Annotated in this window: 14 protein-coding genes; 5 read left to right on the top strand and 9 right to left on the bottom strand. The window is 73.8% G+C overall.

From position 1 onward, the window contains the following. Positions 1–7: 7 nt before the first annotated feature. Genes CXR44_RS21225 through CXR44_RS21215 form a run of 3 tightly spaced genes read right to left on the bottom strand, consistent with a single transcriptional unit; the run spans position 8 to position 2437 of the window. A complete protein-coding gene (locus CXR44_RS21225) occupies positions 8–679 on the bottom strand; it encodes an ABC transporter permease (protein WP_245899300.1) in 672 nt (223 codons plus the stop codon). After that, entirely contained in the window at positions 676–1350 is a 675-nt protein-coding gene (locus CXR44_RS21220; protein WP_101787834.1) for an ABC transporter permease, read from the bottom strand. Before CXR44_RS21220 ends, CXR44_RS21225 begins: the two co-directional genes overlap by 4 nt. Beyond that, positions 1343–2437 (bottom strand): ABC transporter ATP-binding protein, encoded by a 1095-nt coding sequence (locus CXR44_RS21215; protein WP_101787833.1) that lies wholly within the window; start codon positions 2435–2437, stop codon positions 1343–1345. Before CXR44_RS21215 ends, CXR44_RS21220 begins: the two co-directional genes overlap by 8 nt. 300 nt (positions 2438–2737) lie before the next feature. On the opposite strand from CXR44_RS21215, the gene CXR44_RS21210 reads away from it, so the two are divergent. Beyond that, complete coding sequence (locus tag CXR44_RS21210) at positions 2738–4600, top strand: RNA polymerase sigma factor (protein WP_101787832.1); 1863 nt, start codon at positions 2738–2740, stop codon at positions 4598–4600. A gap of 9 nt (positions 4601–4609) precedes the next feature. Here CXR44_RS21210 and CXR44_RS21205 read toward each other — a convergent pair whose 3' ends face one another. From CXR44_RS21205 to CXR44_RS21180, 6 genes are read right to left on the bottom strand one after another with little or no spacing between them, the layout of a single operon-like run. Further along, on the bottom strand, positions 4610–5782 hold the full coding sequence (locus CXR44_RS21205) for a lipid-transfer protein (protein WP_425437448.1): 1173 nt from the start codon (positions 5780–5782) through the stop codon (positions 4610–4612). 32 nt (positions 5783–5814) lie between these two features. Then, positions 5815–6219: a MaoC/PaaZ C-terminal domain-containing protein gene (locus CXR44_RS21200; RefSeq protein WP_101788046.1), complete on the bottom strand. Its 405-nt coding sequence runs from the start codon at positions 6217–6219 to the stop codon at positions 5815–5817. After that, on the bottom strand, positions 6216–7172 hold the full coding sequence (locus tag CXR44_RS21195) for a bifunctional MaoC family dehydratase N-terminal/OB-fold nucleic acid binding domain-containing protein (protein WP_101787830.1): 957 nt from the start codon (positions 7170–7172) through the stop codon (positions 6216–6218). Before CXR44_RS21195 ends, CXR44_RS21200 begins: the two co-directional genes overlap by 4 nt. Further along, a complete protein-coding gene (locus CXR44_RS21190) occupies positions 7169–8323 on the bottom strand; it encodes an acyl-CoA dehydrogenase family protein (RefSeq protein ID WP_101787829.1) in 1155 nt (384 codons plus the stop codon). Before CXR44_RS21190 ends, CXR44_RS21195 begins: the two co-directional genes overlap by 4 nt. Next, a complete protein-coding gene (locus CXR44_RS21185; RefSeq protein WP_101787828.1) occupies positions 8323–9288 on the bottom strand; it encodes an acyl-CoA dehydrogenase family protein in 966 nt (321 codons plus the stop codon). The genes CXR44_RS21190 and CXR44_RS21185 overlap by 1 nt, the downstream gene beginning before the upstream one ends. After that, on the bottom strand, positions 9288–10970 hold the full coding sequence (locus tag CXR44_RS21180) for an AMP-binding protein (RefSeq protein ID WP_101787827.1): 1683 nt from the start codon (positions 10968–10970) through the stop codon (positions 9288–9290). The genes CXR44_RS21185 and CXR44_RS21180 overlap by 1 nt, the downstream gene beginning before the upstream one ends. Positions 10971–11159: 189 nt before the next feature. Here CXR44_RS21180 and CXR44_RS21175 point away from each other — a divergent pair, with 189 nt between their 5' ends. The 4 genes from CXR44_RS21175 (at position 11160) to CXR44_RS21160 (ending at position 15689) form a co-directional block, all read left to right on the top strand. After that, on the top strand, positions 11160–11810 hold the full coding sequence (locus CXR44_RS21175; protein WP_180903623.1) for a TetR family transcriptional regulator: 651 nt from the start codon (positions 11160–11162) through the stop codon (positions 11808–11810). Between the two features lie 380 nt (positions 11811–12190). Further along, positions 12191–13192 carry a sigma-70 family RNA polymerase sigma factor gene (locus CXR44_RS21170; protein ID WP_101787826.1) on the top strand — a complete coding sequence of 334 codons (1002 nt, stop codon included), beginning with the start codon at positions 12191–12193 and terminating at the stop codon, positions 13190–13192. 43 nt (positions 13193–13235) lie between these two features. Beyond that, positions 13236–14351: a steroid 3-ketoacyl-CoA thiolase gene (locus tag CXR44_RS21165; RefSeq protein WP_101787825.1), complete on the top strand. Its 1116-nt coding sequence runs from the start codon at positions 13236–13238 to the stop codon at positions 14349–14351. Positions 14352–14663: 312 nt separating this feature from the next. Beyond that, positions 14664–15689, top strand: a complete 1026-nt coding sequence (locus tag CXR44_RS21160) for an MBL fold metallo-hydrolase (protein ID WP_101787824.1) — start codon at positions 14664–14666, stop codon at positions 15687–15689. The last annotated feature ends 13 nt before the right edge of the window (positions 15690–15702 follow it).

Below are 15702 nucleotides of genomic sequence, written 5' to 3'. Positions count from 1 at the left end.
TTGCCGCTTATCGCGTCTTCAATCGCCGGCTCACGCCGGGCGAGACCGTCACCCGCTGCGCCAGCGTGAACCCGAGCTGCACCACGAGCGCGAACAGCACAATCAATACGGAACCGCCGACCACGCTCGCGTAATCCTTCGTGGCGAACCCGTCGATCACGAACCTGCCGAGCCCACCCAGCCCGGTGTAGGCGGCGACGGTCGTCGTCGCGACCACCTGGATGGCCGACAGGCGAAGGCCGAGCAGGATGAGCGGCAGCGCCACCGGCACGAGCACCCGGCCGAGCACCTGCCCGCCGCGCAGCCCCATCCCGTACGCGGCGTCGCGCAGCTCGGGGTCCACGCCCCTGATGCCCTCGAACGTGTTGACCAGGATGGGCGGCACGGACAGCAGCACCAGCGGGATGATCACCGGCCAGATCGAGGCGGTCCCGAGCAGCAGCACGAACATCACCAGCAGGCCCAGCGTGGGCAGCGCCCTGGACAGGTTGGCCGAGACGACCACGACCAGCCCGCCCCGGCCGGTGTGGCCGATCAGCAGCCCGAGCGGGATCGCGACGAGCGCGGCCAGCAGCAGCGCCAGCACCGAGAACTCCAGGTGCTCCAGCAGCCGCATGGGGATGCCGCCGGGGCCCGACCAGTTGGCCGGGTCGCCGAAGAAGTCGCCGAGCCAGGTCACGAGGCCCTCCTCGCCCGTACCCACGGGGTGAGCAACCGCTGCGCGAGGACCAGCAGACCGTCGGCGACCAGCGCCAGCGCCACGATCAGCACGATGCCGACGACGACGGGCGGCATGAACGGGTTCTGGTAGGCCCGGGTGAACAGCATGCCGAGCCCGCCCTGGCCGATCAGCGCGCCGACGCTGACCAGGCTGATGCTGGACACGGCGACCACCCGCAGCCCGGCCAGGACCACCGGTGTGGCGATGGGCAGCTCGACCCGCACCAGGCGGCGCAGCGGCGTGAAGCCCATGGCCACGGCCGACTGGCGCACGTGGTCGGGCACCGACCCCAGCCCGTCGACCACGGCCGGGATGAGCACCGCCATCGCGTAGAACGTCAGCGGGATGATCACCGTGGTCTTCGACAGGCCGGTCACCGAGATCAGCAGCATGAAGACGGGCAGCGACGGCAGCGCGTAGATGACGTTGAAGAGGCCGGCCGTCGGCTGGTAGAGCCAGCGCCAGCGCACGCTGGCCAGGCCCAGCGGCAGGGCGAGCACCAGCCCGGCGACGATCGGCACCAGCGACATGACGAGGTGGTCGCCGAGCAGGTCCTTGATGCTGCCGACCCGGCCGGTGTCCCAGTTGCGGGCCACCCATTCCCAGATCGTCGGCGGCCCGTCATTCATGGCCGCGCTCCGGTCTCGCGGGCGGCCGGCCGCCGTCGACCGCGCCGGTCAGGGCCGCGTCGAGGTCGTCCCGGGTGGCCACGCCCAGCACCCTGCCGTCGTCGTCCACGGCGACCGCGCAGCCCGACGGCGACAGCAGCGCCGCGTCGAGGGCGGCGCGCATGGAGTCGAGCCCCGGCCGGAACGTGCCGAACGGCTCCGGTCCGCCCTTGCCGTCGCCGGGCACCCAGCCGACCGGCCGCCCGTCGGGGGTCACCGTGAGCAGCCACGGCTCGCTCCGGTCGCCGTCGTACCCCTCGGGCACGGTGAGGCCGGAGCGCAGCGGCAGCCCGTCGGTGGGGACGAACTGCAGGCGGCGGATGCCCCGGTCATGGCCGAGGAACTCGCGGACGAAGTCGTCGGCGGGCTGGGCCAGCAGCGTCTCGGGGTCGGCGAGCTGCGCCAGCCGGCCGCCGACCCGCAGCACGGCCACCCGGTCGCCCAGCTTGATCGCCTCGTCGATGTCGTGGGTGACGAACACGATGGTCTTGTGCAGCTCGGCCTGGAGCCGGAGCAGCTCGTCCTGCAGGCTCGTACGCACGACCGGGTCCACGGCGCTGAACGGCTCGTCCATGAGCAGCACGGGAGGGTCGGCGGCCAGCGCGCGGGCCACGCCGACACGCTGCTGCTGTCCGCCGGACAGCTGGAACGGGTAGCGCTCGGCCATGCCCGGCTCCAGCCCGACGCGTTCGAGCAGCTGCATGGCCCGGTCGCGCGCCTTGCGCCGGTCCCAGCCGAGCAGCCGCGGGACGGTGGCGATGTTGTCCACGATGTTCTTGTGCGGGAACAGCCCGGCCTGCTGGATGACGTACCCGATGCCGCGGCGCAGCGTGGGCGGGTCGATCTCGCGTACGGGCCTGCCGTCGAGCAGGATGCTGCCCTCGGTGGCGTCGATCATCCGGTTGATCATCCGGAGGGACGTGGTCTTGCCGCACCCCGACGGACCGACGAAGACCGTGATCTCCCCCGTGGGCGCCTCCAGAGTGAGGTCGTCCACGGCGACCGTGCCGTCCGGATAGCGTTTGGTGACAGCGTCGAATGTGATCACGCGCGACCTCTCGCTCACGGGCAGGGGTCGCGGCCCCGTGCCACGACCGCCGCATGATCTCTGGACGACCACAGTACGGCCGCATGGACCGCCGTGTCGCCGCACCCCCGTGGTTAAACGGTTCACAACAACGGCCTGTTCGACGGCCTCAATCAGATCAAATCGGGATGTCGTGCTGCGGCGGACTGCCGGAGTTGGCATGATTGCCTCACCGGCGGTCAGACCCTCCAGTCTCAGCTGCCCCACCGGCACCGCCCCCCGCACTCCCCCGGCACCACGTCCAGCAAGAGGAACGGCCCCGTGACCCAGCCGCTCACCGGTGAGCGTTCGCGCGCCGAGTCGCTCGCAGAGCTCTACGACCGTCACGCCGCCGGGCTGTTCGCGTACTGCGCCGACCAGCTCGGTGACCAGGGCGCCGCGGCGGACGTGCTGGCGACCGTCCTCACCGGCGCCGCCGCGTCCGCCCCGCCCCGCGCCGCGCTGTACGCCTACGCCCGCCGCGAGCTCCGCAGGCGCGACGTCGTCTACGCGCCGCCCTCCGCCGACCCGCTGACCGACCCCGCGTCGGCCCTGGTGGAGCGCGCCCTGCGCGAGCTGCGGCCGCACCAGCGCGAGGTGCTCGTGCTGTCGGAGGTGTGCGGGCTCGACCGCGCCGAGCTGGCCTGGGCGCTCGACGTGGCGCCCGACACGGCGCAGGAACTGCTGATGAACGCCGCCCGGCGCTACCGCCGGCTGCTCGGCGCGGCCCTGGCGGCCACGAGGGGGCGGGCGCCCCGCTCGGTGGCCGACGTCTACGGGGCGCTGGAGGTCGCGCCGCTGCGTGACGTGCTCGGCCGCCTGTCGTGGCCGTCGCCGCCCGCCGCGCTGCGCGTCCACTTCGCCGGGTCCCGTACGGCCCCCGCCGCGCCGCTGTTCGTCAGGCCGCGCTGGCCGGTGCCGCCCCAGTGGCCGCTGCCGCTGAACGACCTGCGCGACCCGGCGACGACCACGGGCGTCTTCCCGGCCGACCTGCTGACGCCGCCCGCGCCGGATCACCGGGCACCTCACGAGGCCGCCACCGCGCCGATGCCCAAGGTGCGCGACCCGCTGGCCCCCACCGACACGAAGGGCCGCCCCGGCGGGAGCGGGACGTCGTCGTGGTCGTGGCAGGAGTTCTCCACGGGCGCCTGGCAGCCGTTCCCCGCTCCCTCGGCCACGCCCGGCGACGCGCAGGCGCAGGGCCGCCCGTCGGCCACGCCCGGCGACGTGACCGCGCAAGGCCGCCCCTCGGCGACGGCCGGCGAGAGGGCGTTCCGCTCCTCCACCGGGCGGGCGCCGGTCGAGCGGCCGTTCTACCTGCCGCGGCCGATCCCGGCCGACGTGCTGGACGACGAGCCCGAGACGCTGGAGCTGCCCGCCGTCACCGACGTGGCGGCCCACGCGGACCCCGGCCACGCCGGACGCGCGCGGCCGGGAAGCCTGTTCACGCCGCGGGAGCAGGCCACACCCCCGCAGCGGGCCGCCGAGCCGGTCTACCGGATGCCGGTCATGCCGGCCCCCACCGGACCGCAGGACCTGTCGGCGCCACCGGGCGGCCCGGCCGCACGTGGCGGCACGGCCTTCCAGGACCTCGCGGCCACACCGGATCCGACGGCATCCCGGGAGAGCACGGCGTCGAGGGGGCTCGCGCCCTCGCGGTACTTCTCGCCCGCCCCTGTCGCGCCGTCCCCGCAGGCCGCGCCCGAGGGGAAGGCCGAGCAGGACGGCCACGCGACCGGAGCCGCCCGGGCGGACGAGCGGAAGGCCGACGCGCTGGACCGCTGGGCCGGCGCGTTCGAGGCGCCCGCGCGCAGGAGCGCGGCCAGGTCGGCCACGAGACCGTCCGCCAGGAAAGCCGGGGAGAGGGCCGGGGACAGGTCCGGAGAGCAGGCCGGGGACAGGTCCGGAGAGCAGAGCAGGGGCAGGACCGGGGAGCGGTCCGCCAGGCGGCCGGGCGGGCGGATGCCGGGGCGCTCCGCCGAGCCCGGCAGGCCGGCGCGCAAGGGCGGCGCGGCGGGCCCCCGGGGCAGGCGGCCGCGCCGGGACCGGCACCATGACTGGGCCTGGGAGGCGATCGGGTTCCTGGTCTGCGTGGCGATCGCGATGGCGGTGTTCTTCTCGACGCCCAGCGTCTTCGGCTTCTGACGGCCGGCGTCACCCGGCCGAGAGGACGAGGCCGCTGGTCGGCACGCCCGTGCCCGCGGTGACCAGGACGTTGCGCACGCCCGGCACCTGGTTGGCCGAGGTGCCCCGGACCTGGCGCACCGCCTCGGCGATGCCGTTCATGCCGTGGATGTACGCCTCGCCGAGCTGGCCGCCGTTCGGGTTGACCGGGAGGCGCCCGCCCAGCTCGATGCCGCCGTCGCGGACGAACCCCGCCGCCTCCCCCCGGCCGCAGAACCCGAGCTCCTCCAGTTGCGCCAGGACGAACGGGGTGAAGTGGTCGTACAGGATGGCCGTCTGGACGTCGGCCGGGCCGAGCCCCGACATCTCCCACAACCGTCTGCCCACCACGGACATCTCCGGCAGCCCGCTCATGTCGTCGCGGTAGTAGCTGGTCATCATCATCTGCCCCTCCCCCGACCCCTGCGCCGCGGCCGTGATCAGGGCGGGTGACCTGCGCAGGTCCCTGGCCCGTTCGGCGGAGGTGACGACCAGGGCGACGGCCCCGTCGCTCTCCTGGCAGCAGTCGAACAGGTGCAGCGGCTCGACGATCCACCGGGACGCCTGATGCTCCTCCAGGGTGAGGGGCCGCCCGTGGAACCAGGCGGCGGGGTTGGTGGCGGCGTGCCGGCGCATGGCGACCGCGACCCGGCCGAAGTCCTCCGACGTCACGCCGTAGGCGTGCATGTAGCGCCGGGCGAACATGGCGACCCAGGCGGCCGGGGTCATCAGCCCGAACGGCACGTGCCAGCTCATCTCCAGCCCCTGCGACGTCGGCTGCCCGCCGAGCCGCGCGTCGGGCTGGCCGAACCTGCGGCCGGAGCGCTCGTTGAAGGCCCGGTAGCAGACGACCGTGCGGGCCATCCCGGTGGCCACGGCCATCGCCGCGTGCGCGACGGTCCCGCAGGCGGCGCCGCCGCCGTACTCGACCCGGGAGAAGAAGGTCAGCTCGCCGGCCCCGATCTCCCTGGCCACGGCGATCTCCTGGTTGGCGTCCTGGGTGAAGGTCACCATGCCGTCGACCTCGGCCGGGTCCAGGCCGGCGTCGTCGAGCGCGGCGAACACGGCCTCGGCCGCGAGGCGCAGCTCCGACCGTCCGGAGTCCTTGCTGAACTCGGTCGCGCCGATGCCGGCTATCGCGGCCTGCGACTTCAACACGCGGATACACCTCCGGGGTGCGTCGGGGCAGGGGTACGTCAGGGGAGCGTGAAGGTGACCATGGCGGTGGCGTGGTCGCCGAGGCTGACCCTGCCGCGCACCTCGGCCCGGAACCCCTCCTCCTCGCGGCCGACGACGGCGCCGCTGAGGCTGAGCCGGTCGCCCGCGTACGCCGGGACGCCCAGCTTGACGTCGATGCGCCGGATGAGCGCGGCCGGGCCCGTCCAGTCGGTGACGTACCGCTCGACCAGGCCCATCGTGGTGAGGATGTTGAGGAAGATGTCCGTCGAGCCCTGGGCGCGGGCGATCTCGACGTCGTGGTGCACCGGGGTGAAGTCCATGGTGGCCAGGGCGGTCGAGACGACCAGCGTGGGCGTGAGGTCGATCGTCAGCCCGGGGAGCGCCGCGCCGATCACGACGTCGTCCGCGGTCAGGGTCCTCATCGCGGCTCCCTGGGCGTCCACTGCGGAAGGACCAGGTCGTCGTCCATCGCCCGGTAGGTCACGCGTACAGGCAGGCCGACGCGCACGTCCTCGGGCGGGCAGTCCACGACGTTGCCCACGATCCGCACCCCTTCCGGCAGTTCCACCACGGCCACCACGAACGGCGTCCGGCGGCCGGGCACCGGCGGGTGGTGGTGGACGACGTAGCTGTAGACGGTGCCCTCGCCGGAGGCCGTGACGTACGACCGGTCGGCCGAGCGGCAGTGGGGGCAGAGCGGGCCGGGCGGGTGACGCAGCCGGCCGCAGTCGGCGCAGCTCTGGACCCGCAGCTCGCCACGGCTGACGCCCTCCCAGAAGAAGGCGGTGTCGCCGTTGACGGCCGGTCTGAGCGGGTACGGCTCGCGCCGCCCGGCCGGGGCCGTCCCGGTCCGCGTCCTGGGCCGGAACTTGAGCACCCGGAACATCATCTCGGCCACCGGCTCGTCGCCGTCCGCGTACCAGGTGACGTTCCAGGTGGCGAAGTACCCCTCGCCCAGCGCCGTCCGCTTGGGCCCGGCCAGCCCGGCGAAGCGGGTGGCCGGGGTGAGCCGTTCGCCGAGGCGCGCGTAGCGGTGGTAGGTCTGCTCGCAGTTGGTGGCCACGACGCCCGTGTAGCCGCGCGCCTCCAGCGCGGCGAGCACGTCGTCCACCGGGGTGCTGACCTTGCCGCGTGGCCGGACGCCCTGCATGGTCCACACCTGGGCCATGGCGGGCGGGGCGACGCCCCGGTCGAGGTAGGCCGGGTTGGCGTCGCCCATGGCGTCGAGCCAGTGCCTGATCATGGGGGCGTTGACCGGGTCGGCGGCGGGTGTCCCGCGCACCTCGCCGAGCGCCGCCTGCTTGGCGGCGAGCTCGCGCAGCTCGTCGTCGGCCGGATCCGGGCCGGGCGTGGCGCCCGGCGTGGCGCCGGTCATCGGGGCGGCCTCGGCAGGCCCAGGCCGAGCATGGCGATCAGCTCGCGCTGCACCTCGTTCACGCCGCCGCCGAACGTCAGCACGACCCCGCCCTTGACGCCGTGGTCGAAGCGTTCGAGCAGCTCGGCCGTCTCCGGGTCGGACGGGTCGCCGTAGCGGGCCAGGATGTCGCCGACGAGCCGGCCGATCTCCTGGGTGCGCTCCGACCCGTAGATCTTGGTGGCCGACGCGTCCGGCGCGCCCAGCCAGCCGAGGTCCATGGTGGCGGCGACCTGCCAGTTGAGCAGCTCGTTGGTGCGGAAGTAGGCGCGCACCCGGCCGAGTGCCCGCCGCACGTCGGGCTGTTCGGCCATCCCGGTGCGGCGCGCCCAGGCGAGGAAGCGGTCGTAGGTGTGGCCGAGGTTCCCGGCCGGGCCGAGCGTGACGCGTTCGTGGTTGAGCTGGTTGACGATCAGGTCCCAGCCCTTGTCCACCTCGCCCACGACCATGTCCACCGGGACCCGGACGTCGCTGTAGTAGGTGGCGTTGGTGTGGTGGCGGCCGTCCATGGTGACGATCGGCGTCCAGGAGAAGCCGGGGTCGTCGGTGGAGGCGATCATCATGGTGATGCCCTTGTGCTTCCTGGCCTGCGGGTTGGTGCGGGCGGCGAGCCAGATGTACTGGGCGTGGTGGGCGCCGCTGGTGAAGATCTTCTGGCCGTTGACGACGTAGTGGTCGCCGTCGAGCACCGCGGTGGTGCGCAGCGCGGCCAGGTCGGTGCCGGCCTCGGGTTCGCTGTAGCCGATCGCGAAGTGGCACTCGCCGGCCAGGATGCGCGGCAGGAACGTCTCCTTCTGCTCCTTCGTGCCGTACTGCATGAGCGTGGGGCCGACGGTCTGCAGGGTGATGAGCGGGTAAGGGACGTTCGCCCGGGCGATCTCGTTGGCGAAGATCTGCTGCTCCAGGGGGCCGTAGCCCGCTCCGCCGTACTCCTTCGGCCAGCCGAGGCCGAGCTTGCGGTCGCGGCCGAGCCGGCGGCAGTGCTCCATGTACGCCTCGCCGAACGGGTCCTCGGCGAGCCTGCGGCGGTCGTCGGCGGTGAGGCAGTTCTGGAAGTACTCGCGCAGCTCGTCGCGGAGCCTGCGCTGGTCGGACGTCAGGTCGATCAGCATCAGACGAGCGCTCCGATCAGGTCGAGCTGGGCGTCCTGGCCGCCGAGCAGGTGTGACAGGTGCTTGGCCTGGGCGAAGTAGCGGTGCAGCGGGTAGGTCACGTCGAGGCCGAGCCCGCCGTGCAGGTGCTGGCAGGTGTAGAGGGCGCGGAACGCCTCCCCCACGTGGAAGGCGGCGACGGCCAGGTCCTCCTCGACCGGCAGTCCCTCGCCGAGCCGCCAGGCTGCCGACCACATCGCGACGTCGAGCGCCCGGCCGGCCACGTACACGTCGGCGATCTGCATGGTGACGGCCTGGAACTCGGCCAGCGCCCGGCCGAACTGCCTCCTGGCCTTGACGTAGTCGGTGGTGAGCTGGAGGGCCCCGGCCAGCACGCCACTGGCCTGGGCGGCCACGGCGAGGGTGAGGATCTGGCGTGCCGGGGTGACGGCCTCGGCGCCCGCCACCCGCTCGGCCGGGGTCCTGTCGAGCACGACGGTGACGGCCGGCTCGCCGGTGGAGGTGAACTCCGGGCTCGTCTCCGGGTGCTCGACGAGGAAGACACCGGCGTCCGCGGTGACGAGGGCCGGGCCGCCGCCGGGCCACGGCACCTGGGTCTTGCGGCCGGTGAGCACCCAGCCTCCGGCCGTCTGGTCGGCCCGGGTCACGGGCGGGTCGGCGAGGGCGCGGCCCGGCTCCCGCAGGGCGGGCGCGGCCTCCGGGTGCGGGGGGCGGGTGCCGTACCTGCTGAGGAACAGCGAGCCCACCAGGACGGGCAGCGCGGGCACGGCGGCGGCGCGGGCGCCCACCTCGCGCAGCACGACCGCCATCTCGACGGGGCCCAGCCCGGCGCCGTCCGCCTCCTCGGGCGCGCAGACGGCGAACAGGCCCGCCTCCCGCAACCGGTCCTCGCCCGCGTCCCCGGCGAGCAGCTCGGCGGTCAGTTTCCGAAGGTCCTGCTGGGTCTCGTCCAGGCTGAAATCCATCACTCCTCCAGTAGGTGTGCCCGGCCGTGGCCGGCGAACCCGGCCTCGATCGCGTCGACGTCCTCGTCGTCCAGGAGCCGCCAGCCGGTGCCGGTGCGCAGCCAGACCGGGTCGGCGGTGCGCCACGCCTCGCGGGCGAGGTCGCGTTTGACGACCTTGTGCGAGGGGGTCTGCGGCAACGCCCGACAGATACGGATATATCGGGGTACGCCCTTGACGCCGAGATCGCGGCGCGACGCGAGGAACGCGGCGAAGGCGGCCGGCGAGAACGGACCCGTCAGGACGAGGGCGGCCATGACCTGGTCCCCCGCCACCGCGTCCGGCACCGGGTAGACCGCCGCCTCGACCACGCCGGCGAACTCCCGCAGCACCGCCTCGATCGGGGCGACCGCCAGGTTCTCCCCGTCCACCCGCAGCCGCTCGGTGCCCCGCCCGGCGAAGAACACGTGGCCGGCGGCGTCGGCGTAGGCGAGGTCACCGGACCAGAAAGCCCCGTCGCGGACCCGCTCGGCGTCCGCCTCCGGGTCGTCGTAGTAACCGTCGAACAGGCCGGCCCCGGTCACGTTGACCAGCTCGCCGATCGCCTCGCCCGCGTTGACCAGCCGGCCGTCCGCGAACCGGGCCGGAGGGCAGCGCTCACCGGTCGCCGGGTCGCGGATCTCCACCCCCTCGGGCAGGCGGCCCAGGCTGCCCGGCGGCCCGGCCGGGTCGGGGGTCAGCGCGATCGCCGTCTCCGTGGAGCCGAACGCGTCGATCACCCGGCAGCCGAACCGCTCGCCGAACCTGCGCACGGCCGTCGCCCCGCCCTCGTTGCCGAAGGCGATCCGCAACGGGTTGGCGGCGTCGTCCGGGCGTGGCGGGGTGGCCAGCACGTAGGAGAGCGCCTTGCCGACGTAGTGCAGGTACGTGCACCCGTACCGGCGGACGTCCGGGAGCACCCCCGAGGCCGAGAACCTCCGCCGCAGCACCAGCGCCGCGCCCGAGGCGAGCGCGGGGGCGTAGGCCGCCATCAGCGCGCCGGAGTGGAACAGCGGCATCGAGCAGTGGACGACGTCGTCCGGCGTGAGCAGCGCGGCCAGGCTGCGGCCGGGGATCGCGAGCTTCCGCTGGGTGATCCGCACGGCCCTGGGGCGGCCCGAGGTGCCCGACGTGAAGATCAGCATCACGAGGTCGCCCGGCTCGACGGCCCGGACGCCGGGCGCGGTCTCGGCGGCCCGGAGCGTGGTCTCGGCGGTCCGGACGGCGGGCTCGGCGGCCCTGGCGGCGGGCTCGGGCTCGGCGGCGGGCTCGGCGGCCTCGCCCAGGGGCAGGCAGTCCACCCCCAGCTCCGCGGCCAGCGCGCGGGCCGTCTCGGCGTACGGGTCGGCGAAGAGCACCAGCGTGACGTGCGTGGCGGCGGCGTCGCGGGCCAGCTCGGCGGGCGGGCGCGTGGGGTTCAGCGCGACGACCACGTGACCGCTGAGCGCCGCCCCGCCGATGAGGAAGAGCAGCTCGGGGACGTTGTCGCAGAGCACGCCCACGTGCCGGGGCCGGTCGGGGACGTGGGCGTCGAGCCAGGCCGCGGCGCCGCGGGCCGCCTCGACGTGCTCGTGCCACGACCAGACCCGCTCCTCGGCGTAGAGGCCGGGACGCTCGTCGCCGGTGCGGGCGAGCAGCAGGGCGGCGAGTGTGTCCGCGGTCATCCACCCCTCCACCAAGCGCTCGGTCAACCGAGACGCAAACTAGAACACATTCTAATCTTTGTCCAGAGGACCCCTGGAACGACAACTCCGGATATATGCGTGTAACGCCGGAGACATGGGCTTATACGGAGACTTTGTTAACCCACGAGTAACAAGCCGTGACGTCGCGAAATCAGATAACGTGTTCTCATGCGTACTCCGCACGCGGCCGTCACCGCGCCCCCCAGCGACACCGAGGGGACCATGGAGAGCCACCCCACACCCGGCGGGCACAGCGTCCGTACGCGTAGCCAGCACCAGCGCCGCAAGCGCATCGTCCAGGCCGCGGCCGCCCTCGCCTCGCGCGGCGGCGTCGAGGCGATGCAGATGCGCACCGTCGCCGAGCGGGCGGGCGTCGCCCTCGGCACCCTCTACCGCTACTTCCCGTCCAAGATGGACCTCGTCGTCGCGGTGGTGGGCGAGGAGATCGACCTGCTGGAGAGCAGCATCGAGCGCAGGCCGCCGAGCGCGTCCAGCGCGGCGGGCCGCGCGGTCGACGTGCTCATGCGCGCCACCCGCGGCCTCATGCGCGAGCCCGAGCTGGCCGACGCGCTCATCCGCTCGCTCATCCTGGCCGAGGTCGAGACGCCGTTCGGCGACCGCATGACCGGCCTGCTGCTGCGGGTCTCCGCCGACGGCGCGGCGCGGGAGCAACCGAGCGAGGAGCAGACGGCGCTGGCGGGCTCCCTGTCCAGCATCTGGGTGCACGAACTCCTCGAGATGCTGCGCGGCCGGCGCACCTACGAGCAGATCCAGCGCCGCATCGAGATCGCCGCCTCCCGCCTCCTCACCGACCTCTGACCCCGCACAGCCCGCCCATCGCCGCCGGACGGCCCGCCGTCACCCATGTACGGCCCGCGCGCTCGCCGTCGAAGGGCTCGGCTGCTCACCGCCTTCAGCCGCGCGCCGGCCGCCGTACAGTCCGCCCGTCACCACCGGAAGGCTCGCCCGTCACCCACGTACCGCCCGCCCGCTCGCCGGTGTGGCGGGGCACGCGCGTCGGGCGAGCGGGCCGCACCGCGGACGCGATTGTGATCGGCGTCCCCCGATACTCCTCCCGAGGCTCGCCGGACGGCTCGCCGGCGGCGTGGTGTCACGGGCGTCCGCGCAGGCCACCGGCGACGCACCCGCCGGCCGGGCCGCTGCCGGGTTCTGTCAGTGGCGACGCGTATACAGGGGGTATGACCGACAAGCCGTCGCCCGAGGACTTCCTCAAGCTGGCCGACCCGCTGCGGCGCGAGTTGCTGGCGCACTGTTATCGCATGCTCGGCTCCGTCCACGACGCCGAGGACACCGTCCAGGAGACCTATCTGCGCGCCTGGCGCGGCTACGACGGTTTCGAGGGGCGCTCGTCGCTGCGCACCTGGCTCTACCGGATCGCCACCACGGCCTGTCTGACGGCGATCGACAGCCGGGGCCGGCGACCGCTGCCCACCGGGCTCGGCGCGCCGAGCGCCGAGGCCACCGCGCCGCTGGCCGAGCGGCCCGAGGTGCCGTGGCTGGAGCCGGTGCCCGACACCCTGGTGGGCGCGGGCGCCGACGATCCGGCCCAGATCGTCACCTCGCGCGAGAGCATCAGGCTCGCCCTCGTCGCGGCCCTGCAGCACCTGCCGCCGCGCCAGCGCGCGATCCTGATCCTGCGCGACGTGCTCAGGTGGCGGGCCGCCGAGGTGGCCGAGGTGCTGCAGACCACGACCGCGGCGGTCAACAGCGGGCTGCAGCGGGCGCGGGCCCAGCTCAGCGAGGTGTCACCGAGTCTCGACGACCCCGTCGAGCCGCTGCCGCAGGAGCAGCGCGAGCAGCTCGACCGCTACGTCGCCGCCTTCGAGAGCTACGACGTGGCCGCGATCGTGGAGCTGTTCACCAAGGACGCGGTCTGGGAGATGCCCCCCTACCCGACCTGGTATCAGGGGGCGGAGACGATCGGCCGCCTCATCGAGACCAACTGCCCGGCCCAGCGGCCCGGCGACCTGCGCCTCGTGCCGGCCGCGGCCAACGGCCAGCCCGCCTTCGGCATGTATCTCCTGCGGGGCGATCTCCACCACGCGTTCGCGCTGCCGGTCCTCACCCTGACCTCTGAGGGGGTCAGCCACGTGGCGATGTTCTTCGACCTGAGCCTCTTCGACACCTTCGGGCTCCCGCGCACGCTGCCGGCCCACGCCCGGGCTTCCACAGGAAAGTAGAACGAGTTACATTCTGCTCCGGAGCATAGTTCTGGAGGCGACTGTGGGCACACCGGTGATCGTCGAGGCCGTTCGCACCCCCATCGGCAAGCGAGGCGGCTGGCTGGCCGGCCTCAAGCCCCAGCAGGTGCTGGCCACCGCGCTGGGCGGCCTCGTCCGGCGTTCCGGCATCGACCCGGCGGTCGTCGGCCAGGTGTTCGCCGGATGTGTCACCCAGGCCGGCGAGCAGGGCGGCCACGTCGGGCGTCACTCCTGGCTGTACGCGGGGCTGCCGCACCAGACGGGCGTCACCACCGTCGACGCCCAGTGCGGGTCGTCACAGCAGGCCGTCCACCTGGCGGCAGCGTTGATCAGCGCCGGGGTGATCGAGGCGGGCATCGGGTGCGGCGTGGAGGTGATGAGCCGCGCGCCGCTCGGCAGCAACGTGCTGCCGGCCAACCCGCGCCCCGACGACTGGAGCATCGACCTGCCCGACCAGTTCACGGCGGCCGAACGCATCGCGGCCCGGCGCGGGCTCACCCGGGAGCGGCTCGACTGGTTCGGCGTGCGGTCGCAGCGACTGGCTGCCAAGGCGTGGGCCGACGGGCGGTTCGAGCGGGAGATCGTTCCGGTCGGCGACGTCACGCGCGACCAGGGCCTGCGCGAGACGACCGCCGAAGGGCTGGCCGGGCTGAAGCCGGTCAAGGAAGGCGCCCTGCACACCGCCGGCACCTCGTCGCAGATCTCCGACGGTGCCGCCGCCGTGCTCGTGATGAGCGAACGGGCGGCGCGGGCCCACGGGCTACGCCCCCGGGCGCGCATCCTGGCGCAGACCCTCGTGGGCGCCGAGCCGTACTACCACCTCGACGGCCCGGTGGACGCGACCGCCAGGGTGCTCGGCGCGGCCGGGATGACGATCGACGACATCGACCGCTTCGAGGTGAACGAGGCGTTCGCCTCGGTCGTGCTGTCCTGGGCGAGCGTGCACGAGCCCGACCTCGACCGGGTCAACGTCAACGGCGGCGCCATCGCGCTCGGCCACCCGGTCGGGGCGACCGGTGCCCGGCTGCTCACCACGGCGCTGCACGAGCTCGAACGGTCGGACTCGACGACGGCCCTGGTCACGATGTGCGCGGGCGGCGCGCTCGCCACGGCCACCATCCTGGAACGCCTCTCCTGACCACCCGCGCACCCCACACCGCGGACCCGCCACTCCCCCGAACCACACTCCATCCCTTACCGAAACCCCCACCCCTGCCCCGAGACCACCGAACCGCCGCCCGACACCACCGGAACCCCCGCCCGACACCACCCCACCCCTTGCCGGAGAGCACCCGAATCCCAAGAACCCCGCACACTGCCCGAGCCGACCAACCCCGGCCCGAGACCGCCCCGCACACTGCCCGAGACCGACCAATCCCCGCCCGAGACCATCCCGCTCCTTGCCCGAGACCATCCAGCACAGCGACGAGCACCTCACGGGGGCCCTTTCATGACCAGCAGCCGGCGCAGGCCGTACGCGGAGCAGCGGCCCAGGGATCTCGGCGGCGGAGTGTGGAGCGTGCCGGTGCCCATCCCGGGCAATCCGCTCGGCTACACGCTCGTCTACGCCGTGGAGTCCCCCCGGGGACCGGTGCTGGTCGATGCCGGCTGGAACCATCCGGACGCCTGGGCGGCGCTGCGCGACGGGCTGGAGGCCGTGGGTGTGGGCGTGGCCGAGGTGCGAGGCGTGGTCGTGACGCACTTCCACCCTGACCACGCCGGGCTCGCCGGCCAGGTGCGGGAGGTGTCGGGCGGCTGGATCGCGATGCACGAGGCCGACGCGGCGCTGGTGCGGCTCATGCGCGGCCTCTCGGACGGCGAGCATCGGGGGTTCCAGGCGGAGATGCTGCGCAGGGCGGGGGCGGGCCCCGCCGAGGTGGACGTGGCGTCCGACGAGCGGCCGCCGCCGCCCGCTCAGCCCGACCGGGAACTGGCCGACGGCGATCTGGTGGACCTGCCGGGCCGCAAGCTGCGCGCCGTCCACACGCCCGGCCACACCCCGGGCCACATCTGCCTGCACCTGGAGGACGCCGACCGGCTGTTCACCGGCGACCACATCCTGCCCGACATCACGCCGCATGTCGGCATCTATCCCTACGACCGGGGTGACGTGGACCCCCTCGGCGACTTCCTGCACTCGCTGGACCGGGTCGGTGAGCTCGGGCCGCTCGACGCCCTGCCCGCGCACGAGTGGGTCTTTCCCGACGCGAGGGCCCGGGCGGCGGCGATCCGGCGACACCATGAGGACAGGCTCGACCGCCTCGCCGCCCTCCTCGCCGAGCACCGGCGTCCCTTGACCATCTGGGAGGTCGCCTCCCTGATGAGCTGGAACAGGCCCTGGGCCGATCTCGCCCCCGCGCTGCGCGGCATGGCCGCCGGCGAGGCCGCGGCCCACCTGCGCGCCCTGGAGGTCCGGGGCCGGATCCGGCGGGTCGGCGGGTTCGATGCCGTACGGTTCGAGGCCATAGAATCCTAGACATCCGATGTTT

The sequence above is a fragment of the Nonomuraea indica genome, from assembly GCF_002850745.1.
Classification (GTDB): Bacteria; Actinomycetota; Actinomycetes; order Streptosporangiales; family Streptosporangiaceae; genus Nonomuraea; species Nonomuraea indica.
The sequence above is the reverse complement of the archived record's forward strand: the minus strand, read 5'-3'. Positions and strand labels throughout refer to the sequence as shown.